3 protein-coding genes are annotated in these 2,423 nt (G+C 68.7%); 1 reads left to right on the top strand and 2 read right to left on the bottom strand.

Features of this window, described 5'->3' with window-relative positions; genetic code table 11:
- The first annotated feature begins 22 nt into the window (after nt 1-22).
- Nucleotides 23-487: an imm11 family protein gene (locus D7W79_RS41210; protein WP_208729981.1), complete on the top strand. Its 465-nt coding sequence runs from the start codon at nt 23-25 to the stop codon at nt 485-487.
- Between the two features lie 33 nt (nt 488-520).
- On the opposite strand, the gene rapZ is transcribed toward D7W79_RS41210, so the two are convergent.
- Nucleotides 521-1,384, bottom strand: coding sequence for an RNase adapter RapZ (rapZ, locus tag D7W79_RS41215; protein ID WP_120530648.1), 864 nt, complete (start codon nt 1,382-1,384; stop codon nt 521-523).
- Nucleotides 1,381-2,346 (bottom strand): HPr(Ser) kinase/phosphatase, encoded by a 966-nt coding sequence (gene hprK / locus D7W79_RS41220; protein ID WP_120530649.1) that lies wholly within the window; start codon nt 2,344-2,346, stop codon nt 1,381-1,383. Before hprK ends, rapZ begins: the two co-directional genes overlap by 4 nt.
- Between the last annotated feature and the right edge of the window lie 77 nt (nt 2,347-2,423).

Raw genomic sequence — 2,423 nt, forward strand, 5'->3', positions numbered from 1 at the left:
CGCATGTCGCGTGGGCTCGGAGATGTGTATAAGATACAGCAGCCTCCACATCCCCAACGAAGCGAGGGCCGCCCCACTGGACTTCAGCCTCGCGGGCGCCGGCCTCACCCCCGTGGTGCACCCGCGCGTCGCCGCCGTGTTCGCGCGCCTGGCCCCGGAGGACGTGCAGCTCATCCCCGTGAACATCGAGGGCCAGCCGAAGCCGTACTTCCTCGTCGTCGCCACGCGCCTTATCCGCTGCGTGGACGAAGCCGCCTGCCTGGAGATCCACCACTACGGCCCCGGCGACGGCATCCCCGCGCGCGTGGGCCAGTACCGCTCCGTGCGCGGCCTGCGAATCGACCCCACCCAGGTGGGCCGCGCCCGGGTGTTCCGCCCCTGGGGCTGGCCCGTCACCCTCGTCGTCTCCGAGGTCGTGAAGGAAGCCCTTGAGAAAGAGGGCGTCACCGGCGCGCGCTTCACGCCCCTGACGGACACCCGGCACTGAGCGGGTTCCGGGCCCGAAAGCCCGGCCCTCCGGCTACTCCTTCTCGATGTCCCGGTCCCACAGCTGCACGCGGCCGTAGTCCGTGGACAGCCGGCGCACCATCTCCGCCGCCAGCGCCACCGACCGGTGCTTGCCGCCCGTGCACCCCAGCGCCACCGTGAGGTACGCCTTCCCCTCCTTCTGGTAGCGGGGGAACAGGAAGCGGCAGAGGTCCACGACCTTCTCCAGGAACGCTTGCGTCTCCTCGCGCTCCAGCACGTACCCCGCCACCTTCGGGTTCTTGCCCGTGAGCCCCTTGAGCTCCGGCACGAAGTACGGGTTCGGCAGGAAGCGCACGTCGAACACCAGGTCCGCCTGCGGCGGCACGCCGTACCGGTAGCCGAAGGACATGATGGACAGGCTGGGGCCCGTCGTGGGCTCCGGGCTGAAGCGCCCCTGCACCATGCGCTTCAGGTCGTGCACGTTGAGCGCCGACGAGTCGATGACCTGATCCGCCAGCTCGCGCAGGTCCTTGAGGGCCTCGCGCTCCGCGTGGATGCCCTCCGCCACCGTGCCCTCCGGGGCCAGCGGGTGGCGGCGGCGCGTCTCGCTGAAGCGGCGCAGGAGGCTGTCGTCGCTGGAGTCCAGGAAGAGCACGTCCACCTGGTGGCCCGCGCGGCGCACTTCATCCAGCACGCGGGGGGCGTCCTTGAGGAAGACGCCCTCGCGCACGTCCACCACCAGCGCCATGCGCTCGATGTTGCCTCCACCGGCCAGCTCCGTGAGCTTGGGCAGCAGGAGCACCGGCAGGTTGTCGATGCAGAAGAACCCGGCGTCCTCCAGCGCCCGGATGGCGGTGGACTTTCCGGAACCTGACATGCCGGTGATGACGATGATCTGCTTCGCGGGGGCGGTCACTCGACCTCTTCTCCCAAGGTGCGGCGCATCGCCCCCTGGGCGATGGCTCGATTGAGTCGCTCGGCGAACTCTCGCGCCGAATGGTGGCCCTGAAGCTTCAACAGCTGGTTGCGCGCGGCCACCTCCACGATGGTGGCCATGTTGCGTCCAGGACGCACCGGGACGACCGACAAGGGGATGTCCACGCCGACGATCTGCAGGTGCTTGTCCTCCACGCCCAGGCGGTCGTACTCCTGGTGCGGATCCCATTCCTGCAGCTCAATCACAAGCTCAATCTTCTTCTGCTCCCGGACGGCGGACACTCCGAAGAGGTCCTTGATGTTGATGATGCCCAGGCCGCGGATCTCCATGTGGTGCTTGATGACCGGGTTGCCCGCGCCGTAGACGGCCCCCTTCCTCCGGGTCACGTCCACGATGTCGTCCGCCACCAGCCGGTGGCCGCGCATCACCAGGTCCAGGGCGATTTCACTCTTGCCGATGCCGCTCTTGCCCAGGAGCAGGATGCCCACGCCGAAGACGTCCATCAGCACGCCGTGCAGGCTGCTGGACTCCGTGAGCGCGTCCTCCAGGAAGTTCTGCACCCGCTGGATGAACTCGCTGGAGAGCAGCGGCGTCTTCATCAACGCCAGGCCCGCCGCCTCGCAGGCGTCCACCAGCGCGCGCGGCACGTCCAGCGCCTTGGTGACCACGACGCACGCCAGGTCCTCCTCGCTGAAGAGCTTGGCCAGCGAGGCGTGCTGCGCGTCCTCCGGCAGGGTGGCCAGGTAGGAGATTTCGGTGTTGCCGAAGACCTGGACGCGGTGCGGGTGGAGGTGCTCGGTGAAGCCCGCCAGTGCCAGGCCGGGCTTCTGGATGCGCGAGGAGTCCACCGTGCGCTTCAGCCCCTGGGTGCCCGCCATCAGGGTCAGCCGCAGGTCGTGGCCCTGGTCCTCGAGGAGCTGGGAGATGCGAATGGATTTCATCGTCAGGACGTGGATATCACCCACCGGCCTCCGGAGGTGAACCGCACCGTGTCCGCCGTCCCCCCCGCCTCCCCTAC

Origin of the sequence: Corallococcus exercitus (genome assembly GCF_003611585.1) — a bacterium.
Lineage (GTDB): Bacteria > Myxococcota > Myxococcia > Myxococcales > Myxococcaceae > Corallococcus > Corallococcus exercitus.